This window comes from Aquabacterium sp. TM01, assembly GCF_057808345.1.
Window position 1 is genome coordinate 261,654 of sequence record NZ_AP046529.1, and the last position, 23,687, is coordinate 285,340.

General features: G+C 68.2%; 24 protein-coding genes. 17 read left to right on the forward strand and 7 right to left on the reverse strand.

Annotation, left to right across the window (positions count from 1 at the left end):
• Positions 1 to 91 precede the first annotated feature (91 nt).
• The 6 genes from mnmE (at position 92) to AC3WW4_RS01405 (ending at position 5,257) form a co-directional block, all read left to right on the forward strand.
• Positions 92 to 1,522, forward strand: coding sequence for a tRNA uridine-5-carboxymethylaminomethyl(34) synthesis GTPase MnmE (mnmE, locus tag AC3WW4_RS01380; protein WP_488829673.1), 1,431 nt, complete (start codon positions 92 to 94; stop codon positions 1,520 to 1,522).
• Between the two features lie 169 nt (positions 1,523 to 1,691).
• The gene (locus AC3WW4_RS01385; RefSeq protein WP_488826601.1) at positions 1,692 to 2,159 is read left to right on the forward strand and encodes a cyclic nucleotide-binding domain-containing protein; all 468 of its coding nucleotides are present in this window, start codon (positions 1,692 to 1,694) and stop codon (positions 2,157 to 2,159) included.
• 104 nt (positions 2,160 to 2,263) lie between these two features.
• Positions 2,264 to 3,262, forward strand: a complete 999-nt coding sequence (locus AC3WW4_RS01390) for a KpsF/GutQ family sugar-phosphate isomerase (protein WP_488826602.1) — start codon at positions 2,264 to 2,266, stop codon at positions 3,260 to 3,262.
• Positions 3,262 to 3,849, forward strand: coding sequence for a KdsC family phosphatase (locus AC3WW4_RS01395; RefSeq protein ID WP_488826603.1), 588 nt, complete (start codon positions 3,262 to 3,264; stop codon positions 3,847 to 3,849). The genes AC3WW4_RS01390 and AC3WW4_RS01395 overlap by 1 nt, the downstream gene beginning before the upstream one ends.
• A complete protein-coding gene (lptC, locus tag AC3WW4_RS01400; protein WP_488826604.1) occupies positions 3,846 to 4,451 on the forward strand; it encodes an LPS export ABC transporter periplasmic protein LptC in 606 nt (201 codons plus the stop codon). Before AC3WW4_RS01395 ends, lptC begins: the two co-directional genes overlap by 4 nt.
• A 32-nt stretch (positions 4,452 to 4,483) precedes the next feature.
• A complete protein-coding gene (locus AC3WW4_RS01405) occupies positions 4,484 to 5,257 on the forward strand; it encodes an SDR family oxidoreductase (protein ID WP_488826605.1) in 774 nt (257 codons plus the stop codon).
• Positions 5,258 to 5,305: 48 nt separating this feature from the next.
• Here the strand turns inward: AC3WW4_RS01405 and AC3WW4_RS01410 are convergent, their stop codons facing one another.
• Both AC3WW4_RS01410 and rbp read right to left on the reverse strand, forming a co-directional pair.
• Complete coding sequence (locus tag AC3WW4_RS01410; protein WP_488826606.1) at positions 5,306 to 5,824, reverse strand: hypothetical protein; 519 nt, start codon at positions 5,822 to 5,824, stop codon at positions 5,306 to 5,308.
• A gap of 210 nt (positions 5,825 to 6,034) precedes the next feature.
• Positions 6,035 to 6,508, reverse strand: a complete 474-nt coding sequence (gene rbp / locus AC3WW4_RS01415) for an RNA-binding regulator (protein WP_488826607.1) — start codon at positions 6,506 to 6,508, stop codon at positions 6,035 to 6,037.
• 277 nt (positions 6,509 to 6,785) lie between these two features.
• Here rbp and AC3WW4_RS01420 point away from each other — a divergent pair, with 277 nt between their 5' ends.
• The gene (locus AC3WW4_RS01420; RefSeq protein ID WP_488826608.1) at positions 6,786 to 7,778 is read left to right on the forward strand and encodes a hypothetical protein; all 993 of its coding nucleotides are present in this window, start codon (positions 6,786 to 6,788) and stop codon (positions 7,776 to 7,778) included.
• Here the strand turns inward: AC3WW4_RS01420 and AC3WW4_RS01425 are convergent.
• Positions 7,767 to 8,579 carry an SDR family oxidoreductase gene (locus tag AC3WW4_RS01425; protein WP_488826609.1) on the reverse strand — a complete coding sequence of 271 codons (813 nt, stop codon included), beginning with the start codon at positions 8,577 to 8,579 and terminating at the stop codon, positions 7,767 to 7,769. The genes AC3WW4_RS01420 and AC3WW4_RS01425 overlap by 12 nt on opposite strands.
• Positions 8,580 to 8,597: 18 nt before the next feature.
• Between AC3WW4_RS01425 and AC3WW4_RS01430 the strand changes: the two genes are divergently transcribed.
• Positions 8,598 to 9,005: a YchJ family protein gene (locus tag AC3WW4_RS01430; RefSeq protein WP_488826610.1), complete on the forward strand. Its 408-nt coding sequence runs from the start codon at positions 8,598 to 8,600 to the stop codon at positions 9,003 to 9,005.
• Positions 9,006 to 9,114: 109 nt separating this feature from the next.
• Positions 9,115 to 10,134 (forward strand): sterol desaturase family protein, encoded by a 1,020-nt coding sequence (locus AC3WW4_RS01435; RefSeq protein WP_488826611.1) that lies wholly within the window; start codon positions 9,115 to 9,117, stop codon positions 10,132 to 10,134.
• Here the strand turns inward: AC3WW4_RS01435 and AC3WW4_RS01440 are convergent.
• On the reverse strand, positions 10,106 to 10,357 hold the full coding sequence (locus AC3WW4_RS01440; RefSeq protein ID WP_488826612.1) for a YkgJ family cysteine cluster protein: 252 nt from the start codon (positions 10,355 to 10,357) through the stop codon (positions 10,106 to 10,108). The two genes, AC3WW4_RS01435 and AC3WW4_RS01440, sit on opposite strands and share 29 nt — an antisense overlap.
• A gap of 211 nt (positions 10,358 to 10,568) precedes the next feature.
• Between AC3WW4_RS01440 and mnmG the strand changes: the two genes are divergently transcribed.
• From mnmG to AC3WW4_RS01460, 4 genes are all read left to right on the forward strand, one after another.
• The gene (gene mnmG, locus AC3WW4_RS01445; protein ID WP_488826613.1) at positions 10,569 to 12,650 is read left to right on the forward strand and encodes a tRNA uridine-5-carboxymethylaminomethyl(34) synthesis enzyme MnmG; all 2,082 of its coding nucleotides are present in this window, start codon (positions 10,569 to 10,571) and stop codon (positions 12,648 to 12,650) included.
• 341 nt (positions 12,651 to 12,991) lie between these two features.
• The gene (gene rsmG / locus AC3WW4_RS01450; protein WP_488829674.1) at positions 12,992 to 13,666 is read left to right on the forward strand and encodes a 16S rRNA (guanine(527)-N(7))-methyltransferase RsmG; all 675 of its coding nucleotides are present in this window, start codon (positions 12,992 to 12,994) and stop codon (positions 13,664 to 13,666) included.
• Positions 13,663 to 14,829 (forward strand): hypothetical protein, encoded by a 1,167-nt coding sequence (locus AC3WW4_RS01455; RefSeq protein ID WP_488826614.1) that lies wholly within the window; start codon positions 13,663 to 13,665, stop codon positions 14,827 to 14,829. Before rsmG ends, AC3WW4_RS01455 begins: the two co-directional genes overlap by 4 nt.
• A gap of 33 nt (positions 14,830 to 14,862) precedes the next feature.
• Positions 14,863 to 15,669, forward strand: a complete 807-nt coding sequence (locus tag AC3WW4_RS01460) for a ParA family protein (RefSeq protein WP_488826615.1) — start codon at positions 14,863 to 14,865, stop codon at positions 15,667 to 15,669.
• Here the strand turns inward: AC3WW4_RS01460 and AC3WW4_RS01465 are convergent.
• The gene (locus AC3WW4_RS01465; RefSeq protein ID WP_488826616.1) at positions 15,649 to 17,748 is read right to left on the reverse strand and encodes a hybrid sensor histidine kinase/response regulator; all 2,100 of its coding nucleotides are present in this window, start codon (positions 17,746 to 17,748) and stop codon (positions 15,649 to 15,651) included. The two genes, AC3WW4_RS01460 and AC3WW4_RS01465, sit on opposite strands and share 21 nt — an antisense overlap.
• 61 nt (positions 17,749 to 17,809) lie before the next feature.
• Between AC3WW4_RS01465 and AC3WW4_RS01470 the strand changes: the two genes are divergently transcribed.
• The 3 genes from AC3WW4_RS01470 to AC3WW4_RS01480 are packed head-to-tail and all read left to right on the forward strand — an operon-like array spanning position 17,810 to position 20,079.
• On the forward strand, positions 17,810 to 18,712 hold the full coding sequence (locus AC3WW4_RS01470) for a ParB/RepB/Spo0J family partition protein (protein WP_488826617.1): 903 nt from the start codon (positions 17,810 to 17,812) through the stop codon (positions 18,710 to 18,712).
• Positions 18,713 to 18,756: 44 nt separating this feature from the next.
• Positions 18,757 to 19,539: a class I SAM-dependent methyltransferase gene (locus AC3WW4_RS01475; protein WP_488826618.1), complete on the forward strand. Its 783-nt coding sequence runs from the start codon at positions 18,757 to 18,759 to the stop codon at positions 19,537 to 19,539.
• Between the two features lie 36 nt (positions 19,540 to 19,575).
• Complete coding sequence (locus AC3WW4_RS01480; protein ID WP_488826619.1) at positions 19,576 to 20,079, forward strand: flavin reductase family protein; 504 nt, start codon at positions 19,576 to 19,578, stop codon at positions 20,077 to 20,079.
• A gap of 27 nt (positions 20,080 to 20,106) precedes the next feature.
• Here AC3WW4_RS01480 and AC3WW4_RS01485 read toward each other — a convergent pair whose 3' ends face one another.
• Together AC3WW4_RS01485 and AC3WW4_RS01490 are read right to left on the reverse strand one after the other, a co-directional pair.
• Positions 20,107 to 21,687, reverse strand: a complete 1,581-nt coding sequence (locus AC3WW4_RS01485) for a PAS domain-containing hybrid sensor histidine kinase/response regulator (RefSeq protein ID WP_488826620.1) — start codon at positions 21,685 to 21,687, stop codon at positions 20,107 to 20,109.
• Between the two features lie 33 nt (positions 21,688 to 21,720).
• On the reverse strand, positions 21,721 to 22,893 hold the full coding sequence (locus tag AC3WW4_RS01490) for a GGDEF domain-containing protein (protein ID WP_488826621.1): 1,173 nt from the start codon (positions 22,891 to 22,893) through the stop codon (positions 21,721 to 21,723).
• A 205-nt stretch (positions 22,894 to 23,098) separates the two neighbouring features.
• On the opposite strand from AC3WW4_RS01490, the gene AC3WW4_RS01495 reads away from it, so the two are divergent.
• The gene (locus tag AC3WW4_RS01495) at positions 23,099 to 23,659 is read left to right on the forward strand and encodes a cytochrome b (protein ID WP_488826622.1); all 561 of its coding nucleotides are present in this window, start codon (positions 23,099 to 23,101) and stop codon (positions 23,657 to 23,659) included.
• Positions 23,660 to 23,687 lie beyond the last annotated feature (28 nt).

Consider the following 23,687-nt stretch of genomic DNA (forward strand, 5'->3'; position numbering starts at 1 on the left):
GTGCTTGGGGGAGTGGACCACCTCGGGGGACAATGTCGCTTGGACCGTGCGCGCGATGCGCGTGGAAGGCATGTCGGAGTGGAGCAGCAAGATGGCCTGGAATGAGCGCAATGTGCCGATCGTGGCGGTGGCCACGGCCTCGGGGCGCGGGGCGGTGGGCATCGTGCGGGTGTCGGGCCGGGGCTTGATGCCCTTGGCCCAGGCCCTGTGTGGACGGGCGCTGGCGCCGCGCATGGCCACTTATGGGCCTTTCCGCGATGCGCGGGGGGAGGCGATCGATCACGGTCTGGCCCTGTACTTTCCGGGCCCGCACAGCTACACCGGCGAGGATGTGCTGGAGCTGCAGGGCCACGGGGGCCCGGTGGTGATGCAGCTGCTGCTGGCACGTTGCCTGGAGGCGGCGGCCGAGCTGGAGGCCGACACCGGCCGCGCGCGCCTGCCCGGCCTGCGCCTGGCCGAGCCGGGCGAGTTCACGCAGCGCGCCTTTTTGAACGACAAGATCGACCTGGCCCAGGCCGAGGCCATTGCCGACCTGATCGACGCCAGCACCGAGGCGGCGGCCCGTTCGGCCAGCCGCTCGCTGGGCGGGGCCTTCAGCCACGAGATTGAAGCCTTGCGTGAGCGCCTGATCAACCTGCGCATGCTGGTGGAGGCCACGCTGGACTTCCCCGAAGAGGAGATCGACTTTCTGGAAAAGGCCAACGCGCGTGGCAAGCTCGACCGCGTGGCCGAGACCCTGGACGCCGTGTTGCGTCAGGCCCGTCAGGGCGCCTTGCTGCGCGAAGGCCTGCAGGTGGTGCTGGCCGGTCAGCCCAACGCGGGCAAGAGCTCGCTGCTCAATGCGCTGGCCGGGGCCGAGTTGGCCATCGTCACGCCGATTGCGGGCACCACGCGCGACAAGGTCAGCGAGACGATTCAGATTGAAGGCGTGCCCCTGCATGTGATCGACACGGCTGGCTTGCGCGCCGACCATGAGGCCTCTGACGAGGTCGAGCGCATCGGCATGGCGCGCAGCTGGGAGGCGATCGGGCAGGCCGACGCGGTGCTCTTCCTGCATGACCTCACGCGGGTGGACGAGGCCGACTATGCCCAGGCCGATGCCGACATCGCTGCCCGTCTGCCCGAGGGCGTGCCGGTGGTGCATGTGTTCAACAAGGCCGATGCGGGCCACCTGCGCGCGACGGTGCAGGCCGGCGTGCAGCCGCAGGGGCCGGTGTTGGCCCTGTCGGCGAAAACCGGCGAGGGCTTGCAGGCCTTGCGCCAGACCTTGCTCGACATCGCCGGTTGGCAGGCGGCGCCGGAAGGGGTGTTCATCGCGCGCCAGCGCCATGTGCAGGCGCTGCGCACCGCACGGGCGCATCTGGAGGCGGCCCAGGCCCACGCGGCGCTCAGCGATGGGGCGCTGGACCTGTTGGCCGAAGAGCTGCGCCTGACACACAACGCGCTGGGCACCATCACCGGTGCCTTCTCGGCCGACGACCTGCTCGGTGAGATCTTCACCCGCTTTTGCATCGGCAAGTGAACCCGCGATGTGGGCGCGGCGCGTCGGGTTCAGGGTATGACCTGAGCCCTTGGCATGTCAAAAGCGGATGCGTGGCACAAATAGCGCACACCATTTGTGTCTGATCGTTTAAATTCCAAGATGTGAAGAATGAAGCGGATATGCCGCAGATAAGAACACAGAGGCAACGATGGATTCCACGGAACTGATTCAGGCAATTCAAACGCTCAATACGGAAGATGCCTTTCGTCCGCGTCTGGACCCTCAGCAGTGGCGTACCTTCTGCCAGTATCTGACGCGCCATGAACTGCGCTCGGGTGATTTGTTGATCAAGCAGGGCGATCAGGACCGCACCGTGTATTTCCTGGGCCAGGGCTCGCTGCAGGTGTTTGTCACCGGCGCGGCACCGGGCGCCTCGCGCATTGCCATCCTGCGTCCGGGCGCCATCTGTGGCGAACCCGGTTTGTTTGGCGAAGGCACGCGCAGTGCCAACATCGAGGCCATGACGCCCTGCGTGGTCTATGCCTTGCGCCTGCCGCGTTTCGAAGAAATGGCCGCTCGTGTGCCGACCATTGCCATCGAGTTGCTGCGCGCTGCCGGCAGCATCATGGCCCTGCGCATGCGCGCCAACCTGCACAAGCAGATTCCCTCGGCCTGAGCGCACCACCGGTGAAAGACGGCCTGGGGGCGGCGGCACGGCCCGCTTGTCCCTAGAATCTCGGGGTGCGGCCTGGGCCGCGGTTTGCAACTTTCCCGATTGCCATGTCTGCCACTTCCCTCTCTCAAGACGCCATCGTGACGCTGGCCCGCCAGGCCCTCGACATCGAAGCGCGTGCGATTCACGGCTTGGCCGAGCGCCTGCTGGGGGACGCTGGCGGCGCGTTCGCCCGTGCGGTGCAGGCGATGCTGAGCTGCCAGGGCCGCGTCGTGGTGATGGGCATGGGCAAGAGCGGCCATGTGGGCCGCAAGATCACGGCCACGCTCGCCTCGACCGGCACGCCCGCGATGTTCGTGCACCCCGCAGAGGCCCACCATGGCGACCTGGGCATGGTCCAGCCCGGTGACGTCGTGCTGGCGATCTCCAATTCCGGCGAAAGCGAAGAGCTCACCGGCCTGCTGCCCGTGCTCAAGCGCCAGGGCGTGACCCTGCTGGCGATGACCGGCAAGCGCAGCTCCTCGCTGGCCCGCCATGCCGACATCGTGCTCGACAGCGCGGTGGCCCAGGAGGCCTGCCCGCTCAACCTTGCGCCCACGGCCAGCACCACGGCGCAGATGGCGCTCGGTGATGCGCTGGCGGTGGTGCTGCTGGACGCGCGCGGCTTCAAGGCCGAAGACTTTGCCCGCTCGCACCCGGGCGGCTCGCTGGGCCGCAAGTTGCTGACCCACCTGACCGACGTGATGCGCAGCGGCGAGGCCGTGCCCCGCGTGGCCCCCGAGGCCCCGTTTGGCGACGTGATGCGCGAGATGAGCGCCAAGGGCCTGGGTGCCACCGCCGTGGTGACGGCCGATGGCGCCGTGCTGGGCGTGTTCACCGACGGCGACCTGCGTCGCAAGATCGAAGCCGGGGTGGAGCTGCGCAGCGCCACCGCGCGCGAGCTGATGACCCCCTCGCCCTTGACCATCCGTCAGGATGTGCTGGCCGCCGAGGCCGTGGCCCTGATGGAGGCGCGCCGCATCAACACCTTGCTGGTGGTGGATGCCGCGGGCGCGCTGGTGGGGGCCGTCAGCACCAATGACCTGATGCGCGCGAAGGTGATCTGATGCAAGCCCTGGTGCCCACCCTGAGTTTTCCGGCCTGCCTGCGACAGCAGGCGCGGCCCATCCGTGCGGCCATTTTCGATGTGGACGGGGTGCTGACCGATGGCACGCTCTACATCTCGGAAGCGGGCGAGACCCTCAAGGCTTTCCACGCGCTGGACGGTCATGGGCTCAAGTTGCTGGCGCAAGGCGGGATCACGCCCATCGTCATCACCGGGCGCGATTCACCCGCAGTGCGCCGCCGCTTGAAAGACTTGGGGCTCGTGCATGCCGTGTTCGGCGCACATGACAAGCTGGCCGCCGCCGAGCCGGTGCTGGCTCAGCTCGGCCTGAGCTGGGCCGAGGTGGCGGTGATGGGCGATGACTGGCCCGACCTGCCCCTGCTGGTGCGCGCCGGCTTGGCGGTGGCGCCGGCCAACGCGCATGCCGAGGTCAAGGCCATTGCCCACCACGTCAGCGCCTTGTGCGGTGGACAGGGCGCGGCCCGCGAATGCTGTGACCTGCTCTTGTGGGCCACGGGCCGCTATGCCGCGCTCTTGCAGGGCCACCTGGAAACGCTGGACACCACCGCCGCGGGAGCGCGACCGTGAACCCGCGTTGGTGGTTGGTGCTGGAGCGGGCGCAGGCCAGCCTGCCGGTGCTCGCCGCGGCCGGCCTGGCCGGCTTCACCTGGTGGCTGGTGCAGTCGTCCCCGCAAGACGAAGGTCCGCCGCGCGCCGCCCAGGTCTCGTCGGCGCCCGACTACGAGTTGCAGGAAGCCCGTGTCGCCCGGTTTGACGCCAGCGGCCGGCTGGAAGCCGTGGTCGATGGCCAGGTGATGCGCCACTACCCGGTGCCCGACCGCCTCGTGATCGACGAGGTGCTGTTGCTGGGCCGCGATGAACAGGGCCAGGGCCTGCGCGCCACGGCCCGCCAGGGCGAGGCAGACCAGAGCGCCGAGGTCGTCACCTTGCGGGGCGGGGCGCTGGTGGTGGCCACGCCGGCGGTGGGCAAGCCTGGCGGGCCGGTGCGCTTTCAGGGCGAGACGCTCAGCGTGGACACGCGCGAGCGCATCGTCAGCTCGCAGCAGCCGGTCACCTTGAGCCAGGATGGCAATGTGGTGCGCGGCCAGACCCTGCGCCACGAGGAACGCACCGGCGTGACCTTGCTGGGCGGGCGGGTGACCGGGCAGTACCAGGTGCCGGGCCGGTGAGAGTGCTGACTCCCGCTCAAGGTGAGGCGCCGTTGGTGTTTATCACCGGGGCGTCCAGCGGCATCGGGCAGGCCCTGGCCCAGCGTTATGCCCAGGCGGGCTGGCGCCTCGCGCTGGTGGCGCGCCGTGGCGCCGTGATGCGCGAGTGGGCCACGGCACAAGGGTGGCCCGTGAGCCGGTGGGCGGTGTACGAGGCCGATGTGCGCCGCGAGGCCGAGGTGGCCGAGGCCGCGCGCGCCTGTCTGCAGACGCAGGGGCTGCCCGAGGTGGTGATCGCCAATGCCGGCATCAGCGTGGGGGTGGACCTCAGCCTGGCCGAAGACCTGGCGGTGCTGCGCGACCTGTTCGACACCAATGTGATCGGCTTGGCCGCCACCTTCCAGCCCTTCATCGACGGCATGCGCACCCGCCAGCGCGGCACCCTGGTGGGCATCGCCAGTGTGGCGTCGGTGCGGGGCTTGCCGGGCCATGCGGGCTACTGCGCGGCCAAGGGGGCGGTGGTGCAACTGTGTGAAACCCTGAGGGGCGAGCTGCGCCCCCATGGCGTGCGCGTGGTCACGCTGGCACCGGGCTACATCGACACGCCGTTGACGCGCGAGAACGACTACCCCATGCCTTTTCTGATGACGCCCGAGGCCTTTGCCGAGCGGGCGTTCCGCTCGATTGCGGCCGGAGAGCGCTGGCGCGTCATCCCCTGGCAGATGGGCGTGGTGGCGACGGTGTTGCGCTGGCTGCCACGCAGCTGGTTCGACGCCTTGGTCGGGTCACAGCGGCATCGCAAAAAACGGCGCCGTGACGGGGTTTGAGCCCCATCCCGAGCGCCGTCGTGGCCGAGCGCGGTCAGCGCTCAGGCTTCAACGATGGCCGTGACCATGACCATGACCGTGGTCCTTGTCACGCCCCTTGCCGGGATGACCCCGGTCATCGCGTCGGTCGTCACGGCGATCACGACGGTCGTCCCAACGGTCATCACGGCGGTCATCGCGCTGGTACATGCGGTGATCGTCATGCCGCGGGGTGGGAGCATAGGCGTTGGGGTGAGGCCGGCCGCCATTGACGAAGTACACCGGCTGGTTGCAGGCGTTGTACCGATCGCAGTAACGGCTCCACTGCTTGTAGTGGCCCGGCGGCACGCGCATGTAGATGGGGCGTTGACGTGAGCTGTAGGCGCCTTGGTGGATGATGACGGGCTGCGGGTAGATCAGCACGGGTCGCTGGTCACCGATGTCCACACGACCGTAGAAGCCGGGCTGGTTCACGCTGATGCTCACGCCGACATCGGCGGCCTGTGCGGGCGCGGTCAACACCAGGGTGGAGGCCAAGGCGGCTGCCGCCGCCAGGGAGGCCAGCAGGGAGCGGGGTTGTTGCGACATGAAGGGATCCTGCAAAGAGGCCGATGCCGGGTGGCGTCGGCGGAATCCTCGGAGGTGGGGCCATATGCCACCGCCGTCCCGAGGGCTGGTGCTTTTATAACGCGCAGCCCATGAAAAAAGGCGACACCGGGAGGTATCGCCTTTTTGCTGGGTGTATCAGTTTGTGTGTCAACCGTCAGTGAGACAGGTCACACAGGGCTGAGACACAGATCAGTAGCCGCCGCCGTAGCCGCCGCCATTGCCACGGCCACCACCGCCGTAGCCGCCGCCACCGGAGCGACCGCCACCACCGTAGCCACCGCCGCCGCCTTCACGGCCGCCACCACCGTAGCCGCCGCCACCGGAGCGACCGCCGCCGTAGCCGCCGCCACCACCTTCACGGCCGCCGCCACCGCCGCTGCCACCGTAGGGGCTGCGGAAGCCAGCAGGACGCTCTTCACGAGGACGGGCTTCGTTCACGACGATCGCACGACCGGCCACGGGCTGACCGTTCAGGCCGTTGATGGCAGCTTGCGCTTCAGCGTCGTTGCTCATTTCAACGAAACCAAAGCCCTTGGAGCGGCCGGTTTCACGGTCCATCATGACCTTGGCCGACGACACGGCGCCGTATTCGGAGAATGCGTCTTGCAGATCTTGATCGCGCACGGAATAGGCCAGATTGCCCACGTAAAGTTTGTTGCCCACGAGAGAGCCCCTTTCAAAGTAACAAAGTAACCATGTGGAGCTTCAACCCATCCGGACCTATTCCAACGACGGTGCCGCTACCAGACACAGACGAATCCATTATGGGTGAATCAGCCATACAGTTCTAGAGTTTTCAACCCTCTTTTTTCAGCGCGTGTCAACCGGCGATCGAAAATGTTGCGCCTGGCCCTCAGTGCGGCCCTAGGGTGAGCCCCTATCATCGCCAGATATTTGGGCATTGCGCCCGTGTTTTTGTCCTCTTTTACCTGGGTTCAGCATGTCGGACTGCCTCAAGGATGTGAATGTCATTGCACAGGTGGAGGCGCCTGCGCCGCGTCGGCGCGGGTTTGACTGGTGGGGCAGCCTGGGTCGGGTGCTGGCCAGCGTCGAGGCCGTTCGCGATGGCCGGGCCTTGTATGTGCTGTTGGCGGCCTTTGTCGGCGCGGGGCTGGCGCTGGCTTCGGCTCGGGCCTCACTGGGGCGCAACGAGCTGACCTGGGCCATCGGGCAGGGCGCTGCGGCCCTGTTTGTGGCCTTTTACGGGGCCCAGGCGGCCGGTTTGCTGCTGATGGACCGGGCGATGGGGCGCGTGCCCCGCGAGGTGGGCGACGCGCTGGAGGATGCGCTGGGCATCGGTCACCGCACCTTGCTGGCCCTGTTGGTGCTGGGCGGCGTCGGTGTCGGGGGGGCGGCGCTGCTCCTGGGTCTGTACTGGCTGTGCAGCCTGCCGGGGATCGGGCCCTGGTTGTTCGTGGTGGTGGTGCCCTTGACCGTCATCGTCATCGGGCTGGCCTTCATGGCTGGCGCGGCGGTGGTGGCGCCCCTGACCGGGCCGACGGTGTGGGCCGGGGCGTCGTCGTGGCAGGCGGTGCGCCGGGTGGGCCGTCTGATCCGTGTGCGTCTGCTGCAGGCGACCGTGCTGGCCGGGGCCTTGAGCGTGGTCACGGCGGTGGTCGGGGCGGCGATCAGCCTGGTGGTGTTGCTGGGCGGCCGCATCATGGCCGAGGTGTCGGTGTGGATCCTGGGGGTGGACATCCCGCCGCAGGCGTTCATGGCGGGGTTGGTGGGCCGCACGGTGCAGGTGGGCAGCGCGGTGCAGGTGCCTGCCGAGGCCTTGAGCTACATCTCGGCGGCCACGGTGGGCGGGGGCGTGGTGTTTGCCATCGCGCTGGTGTTGCCGACCCTGGTCTACCTGCGCGGGGTGTGCGAGATTTACCTGGCGCTGCAAGCTGGGCTGGATGAGCCGGCCAGAGGTGCCTCAGAAGTGTGACAGGTAGCCGCCGTCCACCGCCAGGGTCTGGCCGGTGACATAACTGGCGGCGGCACTGGCCAGAAAGACCACGGCCCCGGCGATTTCGGCGGGCTGCCCCCAGCGGCCCAGCGAGGTGCGCCGTGACAGCCAGTTGGCCACGTCGGCATCGGCCACCATCTCGGCGTTGGCTTCGGTGGCGAAGTAGCCGGGGGCCACGGCGTTGACGGTGATGCCGCGCGGGCCCAGTTCGGCCGCCAGCGCGCGGGTGGCGGCGTCCAGGCCGCCTTTGGCGACGGTGTAAGCCACATCCCCGGCGCGGGCAATGGGGCCGGCAATCGAGGTGATGTTGACGATGCGGGCGCTGCCCTGGCGGCAGGCCCCGCAGTCGGCCATGAGCCGCGCGGCCTCACGCGACAGGGCCAGCGGGGCGACCAGGTTGATGTCAAGCAGGCGGCGGATGTCGTCGAGGGCAAAGGCGTCGAGCGCGCGGCGGTCGCGCTGGCCCACGTTGTTGACCAGGATGTCGAGGCGGCCGGACTGGGCCCACAGGTGCTGCAGGGCGGCGGCGCGGGCCGCGTCGTCCTGGAGGTCGAAAGGCAGGGCGTGCACGCGGGGGCTGCGCAGGGACTGGGCGGCGGCGTTCAGCGCAGCCGGGTCACGGCCGTTGAGCCAGACGGTGGCGCCGGCCTGAGCCAGCGCCTGGGCCATGGCCAGACCCAGGCCGCGACCGGCACCTGTGACCAGGGCCACGCGGCCGTGCAGATCGAAGGGCGAACCCGCAAAAGGGGCGCCCGCAGGCGAAGGGGACGGGGTGTGCATGTCATGATTGTGCCCCTCATGCGTCACCGATCTGTTGCCCCTCCTCTGGCCGAGGCCTGCCCCTGTGGCCGCCCGGCTGCCTATGCCGATTGCTGCGGCCGCTATCACGCCGGCCCACTGGCGCTGCAGGCGCCCGACCCGGAGTCGCTGATGCGCTCGCGTTACAGCGCCTTTGTCAAAGACCTGCGGCCCTATCTGCTGGCAACCTGGCATCCCGAGACCCGGCCCGCCGAGATCGAGGCCCCGGAGCCGGGGCTGCAGTGGCTGGGGTTGGACGTGCGCCGCGCCGGACAGACCGATGCCGATCATGGGGTGGTCGAGTTTGTGGCGCGCAGCAAGCTGGGCGGGCGGGCGCACCGCCTGCATGAGGTCAGTACCTTTGTGCGCGAGAACGGCCACTGGCTGTACGTGCGGGCGCAGGACTGAGCCCCTCATTCTCGGGGTTTAACGCACTTCAGCAGGGCTTCCCCTCGGGACGGGGGGAGAGGGGCGGCTTATCGTGGCGCGACCTTTCACGCGCGCGAGGCGGTGCCCCATGTTCGAACAACTCACCCTGATCCAGATGGCGATGGTGGCCGTGGGCCTGGCCGCGCTGGGCATCATCACCGTGGAGGGGGTCCTGATCAGTCGCCGCCGTGGCGGTGAGCCTTACGACTGGGCGGCTTTCTGGACCACGGTGCGCATCAACCTGTGGCGCGCGGTGGTCGAGTCGCTGCCGATGGGGGCGGTGCTGGGGGTGGCCTTGCCGTTTGGCGCGTGGATGTATGAGCATCGCCTGTGGACGGTGCCCATGGACACCGCCTGGGGCTGGGGGGCGATGTTCTTTTGCACCGAGTTTTTTTATTACTGGCTGCACCGCACGGGGCACCGGGTGCGCTGGTACTGGGCCTCGCACCAGGTGCATCACACCGGCAACCAGTACAACCTGGCGGCGGCCTTTCGCCAGTCGATCACCGGCAAGGTCTCCGGGGGGTTCGTGTTCTTTGCGCCGCAGTGCCTGCTGGGCTTTTCGCCCGATGCGGTGCTGCTGTCCTATGTGGTCAATCTGGTCTACCAGTTCTGGATCCACACCGACCTGATCGGCAAGCTGGGCTGGATGGAGGGCGTGCTGAACACGCCGTCGGCCCACCGGGTGCACCATGCGGCCAACGTCGAGTACCTGGATTGCAACTATGGCGGCACCATCATGCTGTTCGATCGTTTGTTCGGCACCTATGTGCCCGAGCAGGATGGGGTGCCGATCCGCTATGGCCTGGTCAAGCCTCAGCTGTCCAACAGCGCCTTGAAGATCTGCCTGGCTGAGTGGTGGGCGATGGCGAAAGACCTGCCCAAGGTGCGCGGCCCGCGCGACCTGGTGGGCTATCTGTTTGGCCCGCCGGGTTGGGCCCCGCATGGGCAAGGTCTGACGACCGAGGCCTTGCGTGCGCACATGACCGCCTTGACCGGGCAGCCGGCCGGTGTGCCACCGGAGTGGCTGCTCGATGGCCGCGTGCCTCCCGAGGAAGACAACGGGCCGGAAACGGTGTTCAGCGCGTCGCCATTTCCAATGCGGTGAGCCAGCGCAGGGCCTGCTCGCGCGCGTCGCCGCACATCTCGGCCGAGGGCTGCAGGGAGCCGCAAACGGCTGGGCGATCGGGCTGGCCGAAGAGGCGGCAGCGCAGCTCGGCATCCAGATGCGGGCAGGGCACGCCGGCAGGCTTGCCGTGTGGCAGGCCGGGCAGGGGGGAGCTGATGGAGGGCGCGATGCAGCAGGCGGCGCAACCGGGGCGGCAGTTCATACCGTGATTGTCGCAGGGCGTCGGGCCGGCCCGGTGATGGCGGTGTTTCACGTGAAACAGCAAAGGACTCAGTGCGGTTCGTTGCGCGGCCGTGGGGCCACAAAACCGTGGACTTTGAAGCGGCTTGGAGCGGGAATGCCCTCAAGAGTGGGGCGCCTCGGTACAATGGAAGGTTGCCCAAAAAAGAGGCAGATTTCCCGAGGCGCAGCCCATGCTTTATCCCCAAGAATTTGATGTCATCGTGGTCGGCGGCGGCCACGCCGGTACCGAGGCCGCGTTGGCGGCTGCCCGCATGGGCTGCGCCACCTTGCTGCTGACCCACAACATTGAGACGCTGGGGCAGATGAGCTGCAACCCGTCGATCGGCGGCATCGGCAAAGGGCACCTCGTCAAGGAAGTGGACGCGCTGGGCGGGGCCATGGGCGCCGCCACCGACGAGAGTGGCATCCAGTTCCGCATCCTCAATGCCAGCAAGGGGCCGGCGGTGCGTGCCACCCGGGCGCAGGCCGATCGCATTCTTTACAAGGCGGCCATCCGCCAGCGCCTGGAGAACCAGCCCAATCTGTGGCTGTTCCAGCAGGCGGTGGATGACCTGATGGTGGAGGGCGACCGTGTGGTGGGCGCCGTGACCCAGGTGGGCATCCGCTTCAAGGCCCGCACTGTGGTGCTGACGGCGGGCACCTTCCTGGACGGCAAGATCCACGTGGGCCTGAACAACTACAGCGCGGGTCGCGCGGGGGATCCGCCCGCGGTGTCGCTGTCGGCACGCCTGAAGGAGCTGAAGCTGCCGCAGGGGCGCCTGAAAACCGGCACCCCGCCGCGCATCGACGGCCGCAGCATCGACTTCAGCAAGCTGACCGAACAGCCCGGCGACGGTGTGCCGCTGGTGGGCCAATGGGGTGAGTCGGCGTCCAGCGGGCCGGATGTGCCGGTGTTCAGCTTTCTGGGCTCGCCCACGCAGCACCCCAGACAGCTGCCCTGCTGGATCACCCACACCAACACCCGCACCCACGACATCATCCGCTCGGGCTTCGACCGCAGCCCGATGTTCACCGGGGTGATCGAGGGGGTGGGGCCGCGTTACTGCCCGTCCATTGAAGACAAGATCAACCGTTTTGCGGACAAGGACTCGCACCAGATCTTTCTGGAGCCTGAGGGCCTGACGACCAACGAGTTCTACCCGAACGGCATCAGCACCTCGCTGCCCTTTGACATCCAGCTCAACGCGTTGCGCACCATGCCGGGCCTGGAGAACGCCTACATCCTGCGCCCCGGCTACGCGATCGAGTACGACTATTTCGACCCGCGCGAGCTGAAGTCCAGCTTCGAGACCAAGGCCATCCAGGGGCTGTTCTTTGCCGGCCAGATCAACGGCACCACCGGCTACGAAGAGGCGGCGGCGCAGGGTCTGTTCGCGGGCCTGAACGCTGCCTTGCAGGCCCAAGGTCGCGACGCTTGGACGCCGCGCCGTGATCAGGCCTACCTGGGTGTGCTGGTGGACGACCTGATCACCAAGGGGGTGACCGAGCCTTACCGCATGTTCACCAGCCGGGCCGAGTTCCGCCTGCAGCTGCGTGAGGACAACGCCGACATGCGCCTGACGGAGATCGGTCGCGAGCTGGGCCTGGTGGACGACGTGCGCTGGGCCGCCTTCAACCGCAAGCGCGATGCTGTTTCACGTGAAACAGCGCGCCTGAAAGCCACCTGGGTGCGTCCGGCGACGCTGCCCGCGGCCGATGCCGAGCGTCTGCTGGGCAAGGCGCTGGAGCGCGAGTACAACCTGGGTGACCTGTTGCGTCGCCCGGGCGTGAGTTACGACCAGATCAATGAGGCGGGGGCCATCGCCGCCACGCGCCATGCCGAGCTGCGGGCCGACGCGGGCAAGACCGCCTCGACCGAGGGGGGGGGGAGTGTTCCACGTGAAACACCGACCCGTGCGACCCTGCGTGCCGAACTGGGCGATGCCCTGGCGGATGCGGTGATCGAGCAGGTGGAGATCAGCATCAAGTACGCCGGCTACATCGACAAGCAGAATGACGAGGTCGAGCGGGCGTCCTACTACGAGAACCTGAAACTGCCGGCAGACCTGGATTACCTGCAGGTGTCGGCCCTGAGTTTTGAGGCGCGTCAGACCTTGAGCAAGCATCGCCCGGAGACCTTGGGGCAGGCGTCCCGCATTTCGGGCATCACGCCAGCGGCGGTGTCGCTGCTGCTGATTCACCTGAAAAAGGGGCGTTTCAAAGGCTTCGCGACCACCGAGGGGCAGGGCGCGTCCGCGGCGCCAGAGGCCTGAAAAGGACCCGGTCTGGATGGCGGGAGCAGGGGCCGTGGCCGCCTGGGTGATGTGAACAGAACTTGAATGGCCCGGCTGCACGCGCACATCTGCGCGGCGGCAGGGCAGAGGACACAGTGATGGCAATGAACAAACGGGGCCCGGGTGGCAAGTCTGGTGGGGGCGGTGGCAGGGGGCATCGCCCTGGTGCGGTGGATCACAGCGTGCTGACCGGCTACGAACTGCGCGGGGGCAAGGTGAGCGCGCCCGCGCGCAAGGCGGCGCCACTCAAGCGCCCCGTTCCGGCACGCCCCACGGTGGTGTGGAGCGAGGCCCAGTGGCTGGAGGCCCTGCCACCCGTACTGGCGCAGTTGCCCTCGGAGGTGCTGGACCAGAGCTTGAGCGCAACCCTGAGCGAGGGGCAGCAACGGCAGTTGGCGGCCTACATGGTCATGCTGGCGCACTGGAACAGCACCTTCAACCTCACGGCCTTGCGCGATGCGCCCGAAATGCTCAGCCACCACCTGAGCGACTGCCTGCGGGTGCTGGCGCCCTTGATGCGTCACCTGCAGGGCGCAGGCTTGCTGGCCCGTGAGACGCCGCCACGTTTGCTGGACGTCGGCAGTGGGGGCGGTTTGCCCGGCGTGGTCCTGGCCATCTGCTGCCCTCAGGTGCAGGTCACCTGCGTGGACACCGTGGGCAAGAAGGCGGCCTTCATCCGTCAGGTGGCGGCCGAGTTGCGCCTGCCGAACCTGAAAGCCGAACATGCCCGGGTCGAGCAACTGCAAGGCCGCTACGACCTGATCACCTCGCGTGCGTTTGCCTCGCTGCCCGACTTCGTCGGTCTGACCCGCAGCCTGCTCGCCGAGGGGGCGGTGTGGATGGCCATGAAGGGCAAGGCGCCCGATGAAGAGTTGGCCGAGTTGCCCGCTGAGGTGTCGGTGTTTCACGTGGAACCGATGCAGGTGCCCGGCCTGGATGCGGAGCGCTGCCTGGTGTGGATGAAGCCGGTGGATGGGGTGCAGGAGGCGGCATGAAGTGTGTGTGCTGGGGCCTGGGTGCGACCCTGCTGCTGAGCGGTGCGGCCCTGCTGTCGCCGGGCATGGTGGCGGCGGCGGGGGTCAGTCAGGCCCGTGAGGTGGCCGCTCCGCCAGGGGATCGAGGGGAGCTTTTGTACGAGTTACCCGGCGTGTCGGCCGTGCCTGACCAGAGGCCCGGCGGCGCGCCTGCCAGCGCGGTGGCGCCAGGTCGCCGAGCTGTGATCCCGGCGCCCATTTCGGCGCCCGTCCCGCTCGCCGCAGCTTCTCGCCCTGGTGCGTCGGCGCCATCGCGTGCGTCGCAGAAATCGGTGGCCCTCCCGGCGGCAAGCCCGGACGCGCACCCTCGGCGCGAGCGGGGCGTGAGTGACGCCCAGGCCACGCCTCCCAAGACGGGTTCGACCCAGACCACCGCGACGAAGCCGTCGGTGGCCCTGACCCCGGCGCGTCGCGTGCGCCAGGCCGAGGCGACTGCGCCGGCCCCCCAGGGCAGCCGCCGGGCGGCTGACGCATACGCCCATCCATCGAGCACGAGCCAGACGCCACCGAAGATGCCACGCAAGGCGTCGACCCAGAAGCTGGACAAGTCGGCAGGCAAAGCGATCGCCCAGGTCTACCCCCAGGTCGGTGTCACGCGCGCACGGTCGTCCTCGGCGGCGCGTTTGGAGGGGCGCAGCCGTGCGCAGACCCAGTCCCCGCAGACGGTGCCCAAAGGCCAGGCCCAACAGAAGGTGACGGCAGCGCAGGGCGCACCACAATCCTTGCGGCAGGCTGGACGGCCTGCTCAGCCTTCGTCGGCGCGGGCGTCGCGCGTGAGCGAGGCACCTTCCCGCAAGGTCATGGGGCCCAAGCCCAAGACCGGGTCTCGTGCGCCCCAGTCCGAGGCCCGTGATGGGGGCCGGGACGCGGCCCGCTCGGTCGACACGCCGCGCCGTGCCACGCGCAGCGCGTCACCGACCGCATCGAACAAGAACTCACGTGAGCGGCGTGTTTCACGTGAAACATCGCGGCGTCCCGCGCCGAAGGTGACTGGGACATCCGGGGCCAAGGTGGCGGTCAAGCCGAAGGCCACCAAGACATCCACCAAGGCGTCCACCCAGAAGGCCGCGAAGCCAGACGCGAAACCGAAGCCGAAGAAGGCCGTTCGGCCTTCACCTCGGTGAGCGCAGCGGCCGTGCAGCGGGGATAATGCCCCCATGCCGCACATCTTCTGCATTGCCAACCAAAAGGGCGGGGTGGGCAAGACCACCACCACCGTCAACCTTGCCGCGGGCCTGGCCCAGATCGGTCAGCGGGTGCTGATCATCGACCTGGATCCGCAGGGTAACGCCACCATGGGCTCAGGCGTGGACAAGCGGACCCTGACCCACAGCGTCTACGATGTTCTGCTGGAAGACGCGACGATTGCCGAGGCGCGGGTGCGCAGCCCCAAGGGGGGGTATGACGTGCTCGGTGCCAACCGCGAGCTGGCCGGCGCCGAGATCGAGCTGGTGACGCTGGAGCGGCGCGACCGGCGCCTCAAGACCGCCCTGGAGGCGGCTGCGGCCGATTACGACTTTGTGCTGATCGACTGCCCGCCGTCGCTGAGCCTGCTCACCCTCAATGGCTTGACGTGCGCCCACGGCGTGATCGTGCCCATGCAGTGCGAGTACTTCGCCCTGGAAGGGCTCACCGACCTGGTCAACACCGTCAAGCAGGTACACGCCAACCTCAACCGCGAGCTGCAGCTCATCGGTTTGTTGCGCGTGATGTTCGACCCGCGCATCACGCTGCAGCAGCAGGTCAGCGAGCAGCTCAAGGGGCACTTTGGCGACAAGGTGTTCGACACCGTGATCCCGCGCAATGTGCGCCTGGCCGAGGCGCCCAGCTATGGCGTACCGGGTGTGGTGTTCGATCCGGCCAGCAAGGGCGCGCAGGCCTTCGTGACCTTCGCCCACGAGGTGGTGGCCCGTGTGGCGCAAACCGCCGCCGGCGCCCCCGTCTCAGCCGGCGTGCAAGCCTGAGGGCAGGCATTCGTCCAGGCAGCGCAGCAAGGCCATCACGTCCAGCGGTTTGGTCAGGTAGGCCTTGAAGCCGCGGGTCTCGGCCGCATGGATGCGGTCCGGCATGGCATCGGCCGACAGCGCCACGCGGGGCACCATGCGCAGGCGGCCGTCCCGGTCCAGGGCATCGGCCAGATCGAAGCCCGTCATGTCGCCCAGGTGCATGTCCACCAGCATCAGGTCAGGAGGGTGGGCCTGGGCGAGCGCCAAGGCCTGGGCACCGCTGCGGCCCACGTGCAGTTGCCATTGGGGCCGCATGCGGATCACCTCTTGCACCAGCAGCACGTTCACCTCGTTGTCTTCGGCATAGAGGATGGTGGCGGTCATGGGGGCGTCCGTGGCAGGGGTTGTGGGGGCGTCGTCCAGCGGCATGGCGCCAGAGTCGATGGGTGTGTCCGAGGCGGCCGGCAGCCAGATCTGAAAGCAGCTGCCCTGACCGGGCACGCTGCGGGCCTCGATCTGGCCCTGCATCAGGGTCACCAGGCGCTGCACGATCACCAGTCCGATACCGGTGCCCTCAATGCCGGTGCGCTCGGCCCCGAGGCGGTTGAAGGGCTCGAACAGGTGGGCCAACTGCGTGGGGTCCATCCCGATGCCCGAGTCTCGCACCTCCAGCAGGATGCGGTCGCCGTCTTGCCAGCTGCTCAGGGCCACCTCGCCACCCGGGCGGTTGTACTTGATGGCATTGACCAGCAGGTTGACCAGCACCTGACGCAGACGCACCCGGTCGGCCTGCACCGTGAGGTGGGGGCTCATGCCGTCGGCGCGCAGCGTGACGCGGTGGCGTCGGGCCAGGTCGGAGACCAGGTGCAGGGCGTCATCGACCACGTGCGCGCTGTCTTGCGCGGTGATGCTCAAGGGCAGGCTGCCCGCTTCGATGCGGGAGAGATCGAGCACATCGCCCAGCACCGACAGCAGGTGCTGGCCGGCTTTCTCGATCAGGCGCACATGGCCGCGCTGGGTCTCGCCGAACTCGGTGCTGCGGTCCATCTGCAGCAGCTGCGCAAAACCGATCACGGCATTGAGCGGGGTGCGCAGCTCGTGACTCATGCGTGAGAGGAATTCGCTCTTGGCGCGGTTGGCCCGCTCGGCGGCCTCGGCCGAGATCACCGCGTCGGCATAGAGCTTCTGCTCGGTGATGTCGGCCGTGTAGCCATACCAGGACACGCTGCCATCGGCCTCGGGCATGGGCATCGCTTGTCCGCCCAGCCAGCGCAGCCCCTTGCTGGGCAGCAGCACCCGGTACTCGTAGGAAATGGGTTTGCCGGTGTCGAGACCCAGGGCGCTCGTCAGGCGGCGCACCATGTCGATGTCGTCCGGGTGAATGTACCGGTAATGAGCCGACCAGTCGTCGGGCCGGATGTCCACAGGCAGTTCGTACAACTGCTTGACCTGGGCACTGACGTACTGCAGTTGGGGGGCGCCTTGCGGGGGGGCCCACATCTTGTAGAGCACGCCAGGCAGGTTACGCCCCAGGCTCTTGAGCAGGGCATCGCGCTCAAGCAGGCGGTGCGCCATCTGCTGGCGCACTGTGACGTCCTGCAGCATGCCGTACCAGATGCGGTGCCCCTTGTCGTTGAGCTGAATGCCCAGCTGCATGGCGATCCAGCGCTCCTCGCCGTTGGCGCAGACGATCTGGAAGTCGCCGCTCAACACGGGGGCCCCGCCGGCCGCGGCAGCTTCCCATTGCTGGAGGATGCCGCGGTGATCGGGATGCAAGCGGTGCACCAGCGCCAGGAAGAGCGCGTCGGGATCCTGCCGCAGGGCGGGGTCCAGATCGAAGAGGGTGAACAGGCCATCGCTGGCATAGGGGATGCGACGGTGGCCGTCGGGCAGGCGGTCCAGCATCATCAGCCCGCCGGGCACATGGCGGCTCAGGCCCTGCACCAGCTGTTCCTGGGCCTGCAACTGCGCCGTCAGCTCGGCCTCGCGGGCCTGGCTGAGGGCCAGGGCGGTGCGCAGACGGTCGAGCTCGTCCAGCGTCGCAGCCCCCGGGGAACTGGGAGACGCGGCAGCAGAGGAGGGGCCGTGTGCATCCATGTGACCCATTATGGGATGCCGGGGCCGGCAATGGGGGTGAAACAAGGGACAATCCTGATCTATGGCGACCAAGAAATCCAAAGGCCTGGGCATGGGCCTGGAGGCCCTGCTGGGCCCCAAAGTCAGCGACACCGCACCCGCATCGGCCGTGGGGGCGCCCTCGGTGCTGCGCCTCGACCTGATGCAGGCGGGCAAGTACCAGCCGCGCACGCGCATGGACGAGGGCTCGCTCTACGAGTTGGCCGAGAGCATCAAGGCCCAGGGCATCATGCAGCCCATCCTGGTGCGCCCGGTGGGTGAGGGCCGCTACGAGATCATCGCCGGCGAACGCCGCACGCGCGCCGCGAAGCTGGCGGGCCTGACCGAGGTGCCGGTGCTGGTCAAGGACGTGCCCGACGAGGCCGCGGCCGCGATGGCCCTGATCGAGAACATCCAGCGCGAGGACCTCAACCCGCTGGAAGAGGCCCAGGGTCTGCAGCGCCTGACCGCCGAGTTCGGCCTCACCCATGAGCAGGCCGCGCAGGCCGTGGGTCGCTCGCGCAGTGCCGCGTCCAACTTGTTGCGCCTGCTCAACCTGGCCGAGCCGGTACAGAGCATGCTGATGGCCGGCGACATCGACATGGGCCATGCCCGCGCGCTGTTGCCGCTGGACAAGGCTGTGCAGATCACCACCGCCCACGAGGTGATCGCCAAGAAACTCAATGTGCGCGAGGCGGAAAAACTGGTCGCCAAGGTGCAGGGCGTGGGCCGCCAAGCCCCCCTGCTGCGCGTGAAAAGCGAGAAGTCGCGGGACGTGCAGCGCCTGGAAGAGCAGCTGTCGGACCTGCTCACGGCGCAGGTCGAGATCCGCACCAAGCGCCAGACCGCGCGCGGGCTGCAGGGCGAGGTGGCAATCCAGTTTGGCAGCCTCGACGAGCTCAACGGCCTGATCGACAAGCTGCGCGGCGGGCGCGGCGAAGCCTGAGCCGGCCTGACGGTGTGCGCGTTCGCGGCGTGGCGCCGGACCCCATGCACGCCTGGCTGACCCGCCTGCTCGCCTGGCCGCTGGCGGCCTTGTGGGTGTGGGGCGGGGCCTGGGTTCTGGCTTGGGCCTTGCGCGCCGCTGGCGCCCCGCTGTGGGCCTGCCTGACGCTGCCCACGGCACTGGGTGCCTTGGCCGCGCTGTGGCCGGCCGTGGCAGGGACGAGCTGGCGCCGGCTGTGGGTGGCGGGCGGATTTCCCTTGAGCGTGCTGGCCCTGGGGCAGGGCGCCGGTGTGGCGGCGGTCTGGTGGCTCTTGCCCCTGGCGGTGCTGCTGTTGGCCTACCCGCTGCGCGCCTGGCGTGATGCGCCCATCTTTCCCACACCCCGCGGTGCCCTGCAAGACCTGGCGCGTCGGGCGCCTTTGCGCAGGCCCACCGGTCGCGTGCACGATGCCGGCTGCGGCATGGGGGACGGTCTGATCGAGCTGCATGCCGCCTATCCGCAGGCCCAGGTGAGCGGGGTGGAGTGGAGCTGGTTGTGGCGCACCGTGGCGGCCTGGCGCTGCCGTTTCGCCCAGGTGCGCCAGGGCGACATGTGGGCCGACCATTGGGGCGACTGTGAGCTGGTCTACCTGTTTCAGCGGCCCGAAACCATGCCCCGCGCCCTGGCCAAAGCCCGCGCCGAGATGCGCCCGGGCACCTGGCTGGTCAGCCTGGAATTCGAGGGCGTGGACGCCCAGGGGCGGTCGGTGCCTGCTCACGCTCGCCTGGACCTGCCGGGCGGGCGCCCTGTGTGGGTGTATCGCATGGGGCCGGCACACCGCCACTGAGGGCACTACACTGTGCCCCTTGCCACGAAAGCCGACATGAGCCTGCCGTCCGATTCGCCCCCTTTCACCGCCGAAGAACTGCGTGCCACGCTGGGCCAGTTCGCCACCGGGGTGACCATCGTTACCGCCCGCGATGCGCAGGGGCAGCTGGTGGGGCTGACGGCCAACTCCTTCAACTCCGTGTCCCTGTCGCCCCCGCTGGTGCTGTGGAGCCTGGGTTGCCAGTCGGCCACCTTGCCGGGTTTTCGCTCGGCCACGCATTACGCCATCAACGTGCTGGCGGCCGATCAGCGCCTCCTGGCCGAACGCTTTGCCCGCCGTGGCATCGACCGTTTCGAGGGCACCGCCTGGCGCCCTGGGCTGACCGGTGCCCCGGTCATCGACGGTGCGGTGGCGGTGTTCGAGTGCAGTCACCACGGCCAGCATGAGGCGGGTGACCACATCGTGTTCGTCGGACGCGTGGCGCATTGCCGTCGCCGTGTGGGCGTGGCCCCGCTGGTGTTCCACGGCGGCCGTTTTTTCACCGAACTGGCGAGCTGAGCGCTTGCCTGAGGCCGGCGCGCCGCCTCACCCCGCTTTGAGCTGGGACACGCGATCAAGCAGCCGCAGCAGGCGACCCACATCCAGCGGCTTGCTGAGGTAGTCGACAAAGCCCTGGGCGCGTGCCTCACGAACCAGATCGGGCAGCACGTCGGCCGACAGCGCCACGCGCGGGATGTCGGCGGTGTCGGCCTGGCGGGCAAGCACGTTCGAGACATCCAGTCCGCTCATGTCGCCCAGGTGCATGTCGAGCAAGAGCAGGTCGGGTGGGTTGCGCAGCGCCATCGTGATGGCATCCTGACCGCAGTAGGCCACCTCCAGCCGCCACTGTGGGCGCATGCGCATCACCTGGCGCACCAGTTCGATGTTGACCACATTGTCTTCGGCGTAGAGCACGGTCAGCGGGTGCTCGCTGGCGCAGCCTTCGAGCTCGCCAAAGGCGGAGCCGGTGGCGAAGGTTTCTTCAGGGACCGGCTGCGTGGTCTGTCCTTGCGGCAGCCAGAGGCGCAGACAGGTGCCCACCCCGGGCGTGCTGGCCACTTCGATGCGCCCCTGCATCAGCTCGACCAGGCGCTTGACGATGTGCAGACTCAGGTGGGTGCCGTCGCTGGGGCTGGTCTCGTGTCCGGGCCCGGCGGGCGGCATGTCGAACAGCTGGGCCTCGGGGGGCGCGCCCCCGCTGCGTCGGGCGTCGCTGAGCGTGATGGCCACCTGATGGTTCAGGGTCTGCACCTCCAGCAGGAGGCGCCCGCCCTCACCGGGTTGGCGCAGGGCATGGTGCAAGAGCTTGAGCAGGATCTGACGCAGGCGGTCGCGGTCCGCCCAGACGCACACGGCGTCCTCGGCTTGGTGACAGCGCAGGGACACGCCGGTGTGGGCCGCAGTCGCCGCGATGCTGGCCAGCACCTCATCAAGCATCGGTGCCAGAGGCAGCAGCTGGATCTGCAGCGGCAGGCGCTGGGCCTCCAGGCGGGCGAGGTCGATGACGTCGGACAGCAGGGCCAGCAAGTGCGCGCCCGACTGTTCGATGTGGGCAACCTTCTCGCATTGACCAGGACTCAGACCCTGGCTGGGGTCCACCCGCAGCAGCTGCGCGAAACCCAGCATGGCATTGAGGGGGGTGCGCAGGGCATGGCTCATGCCCGCGATGACGTCAAAGCCCGCCGGGGCCGGGAGGGGCGGCTCGGCCTGCCGGGGCGCGTTCAGCGGTGCGGCGGCGGGCGTGCCCTCTTGCACCAGGCCCACGAACTGCAGGGGGTGCCCCAAGGCATCTCGCAGCAGGCTGCCCTGGATGTGCACCTGCGTCAGTTGCCCGTCGGCCCGCACGAGTCGCGGGTTCAGTACGATGGGGTGGGGTTCGCCGGCCAGGGCCTCGTCCATCTGGGCCAGGCCCGTCGTCAGGTCGTCCGGGTGGGTGATGTCGGCCAGATGGCGGCCGACCAGCGTGTCGGGCGTGGTGCCCAGCAGGGCGGCGCAGCGCGGGTTGACCTCCAGGATGTAGCCCTCGAGGTTGGCCCGCATCAGGCCGATGTCGAGGGCCTGAAAGATCTGGCGATACGCGCTGTCACCATCGGTAGCAGGCGGGGGCTCGAAGGCGGGCATGGTCATGGGTCCCGGGTGGCTGCCTCGGCAGGCAGGGCATCAGTGTGCGCCCACCAGAGGCTCTGCACCAGCGATTCCCACTCGAGAGGGGCTCGCGTCGTCGATCACGGTGCGGTCCCGCCCCGTTGACTTGGCTCGGTACAGGGCCCGGTCGGCGCGTTCGATGCACGTGCTCAGCTCTTCCACGTCGTCGTAGCCCGTCAGGCCGGCCGAGAACGTCACCTTGAGATCGGGCAGGTGCGCCACCAGCGGGCCGGCGGCCAGCATCTCGCGGGCCCGATCCAGGCCGATGTTGGCCAGCTCAGGGCTGGTGTCATTGATCAGCAGCAGGAACTCCTCGCCTCCCCAGCGGGCGAGCACATCGGTGTCACGCAGGGCGCGCTGCAGCGTGGCAGCAAACTCGCGCAACACCTCGTCGCCCACGCCGTGACCATGCGTGTCGTTGATGCGCTTGAAGTGGTCGATGTCGAGCAGGGCCAGGCAGAAGCGGTGGTGGCCGGAGCGGATCAGGCGCTTTTGGTGCTGGGACAGCACCTCGAGCATGTGGCGGCGGTTGAACAGGCCGGTGAGCTCGTCGCGCGTGGCCAGGATCTGGATGCGGGTGAGGGCCTGGGCCAGCTCGTTCTTTTGGCTTTGCAGCCGTGTCCGCATGCTGTTGAGTTGCGCCGCCAGACTGGAGATGGTCGGCAGGATGGCGGCGATCAGGATGAAGTGGGCGATTTCGACCTGGTAGGGGTAGTTGGCGGGGTCGGTGAGGGTCTTGTAGACCATGGCGACACCCATCAATGCCAGGCTGTAGAAGCCGGCCACACGCGCGTCACGCTGGCTCATGTTGAAGATGCCGAACACCTGTACCAGGGTCAGCAGCATCATGATGGAGCCGTGGATGCGGCCCGTGATGGAGTAGGCGTAGACGATGATGGTCAGCGCCGCAAGCACCTGGGGCAGGGTGAGGGAGGGGTCCTGAAAGCGCAGGTTCAGACCCGAGCGCAACAGGCCGTACCAGAAGACGACGTTGAACAGGATCAGGCTCGACAGGTGCCAGGCATGGTCGGCGTCCATGAAGCCGGAGCGGCAGGCGTAGATCTGCAGGCCGATGCAGGCCAGGAACACGTAGGCGGCGGTCAGGGAACGCGAGATGCGCAGCTGTTGCTTGCGCTCCGAACCCAGAAACAGGACAGCGAGCTGGTGGGAAAAGGCGGGTGCGTGCATGTGGACGGTTTTGGAGCCATCATGTGCCATCGGGAACGGGGACACAAGCCCGAATCGGGGGATAGGGTGGGGGGTAAAACCCGCAGACAGACCGCGTCTACCTGTTCAAAAAAATTGAAGCAAGGCGTGAACCGGTCTCAACCCGGGTGAGTGGGCAGGTCGTTACAGTGATGTTCATCAATCGGATTCTTTGGGGACGGCGATCATGAATGCACACACTTCCACGGAGCCGCGCTACGGCCTGATGGCCATCGCGTTGCACTGGTTGCTGGCGGTTTTCATTCTGTCTGTCTTTGCGGTGGGTGTGTACATGGTTGACCTGCCGTTTTCCCTTGCCAAGCTGAAATGGATCAACTGGCACAAGTGGGCCGGCGTGACCATCCTGGCGCTGTCGGTGTGGCGTTTGCTGTGGCGCCTGACCCACCGCCCCCCGGCTTTGCCGGCGCGCATTGAGCGGGCCATGCCGGGCTGGCAACGTGCGGCCTTCCACGGCACCCACCACCTGATGTACCTGCTGTTCTTGGCCGTGCCTCTGCTGGGCTGGGCCTACAGCTCGGCCAAGGGCTACCCCATTGTGTGGTTTGGCGTGCTGCCGCTGCCCGACTGGGTGCCGGTCAGCGAGGCGCTGGCCCAGGTGCTCAAGCCCCTGCATGCCCTGTCGGCCTACGGCCTGATCGGTCTGGTGGCCTTGCATGTGGGTGCGGCCCTCAAGCATCAGTTCGTTGACCGCGACGGCCTGATCGACCGGATGCGCCCGGGGCGTTGAGCCGCCGCTTGTATTTGCTCTCATTTTT